Origin of the sequence: Flavobacterium solisilvae (assembly GCF_012911605.1) — a bacterium.
Lineage (GTDB): Bacteria > Bacteroidota > Bacteroidia > Flavobacteriales > Flavobacteriaceae > Flavobacterium > Flavobacterium solisilvae.
Map to the genome: position 1 here is coordinate 1 of NZ_JAAMPT010000032.1, position 243 is coordinate 243.

At 39.5% G+C, this 243-nt stretch carries 1 protein-coding gene; it reads right to left on the minus strand.

Annotation, left to right across the window (positions count from 1 at the left end; genetic code table 11):
• The coding region (locus tag G6042_RS00150; protein WP_169522304.1) for a hypothetical protein at positions 1-243 on the minus strand (243 nt) is incomplete at both ends.

A 243-nucleotide genomic window follows, 5' to 3' on the forward strand; every position in this document is an offset into this window, starting at 1 on the left:
AAACTTGGATAGAACGTTACGCTCATTCCAGTTTGTCCTAGCAGTACTTCTTCTACTTTGCTGGCTAAATCAAATATTTCGTAGCCAATGTTGCTTTGGTCTAAATCACACAAACTGTATGATGGATAGCTTGGCTGAGTGGAATTTGGTAGCGGATCAACGATTAAGTCTAACGTTACGATGTCATAACATCTTGTAGTGTTGTTTTCTACGCGAACGTATAGGGTTTCTTGGTTGATCGTT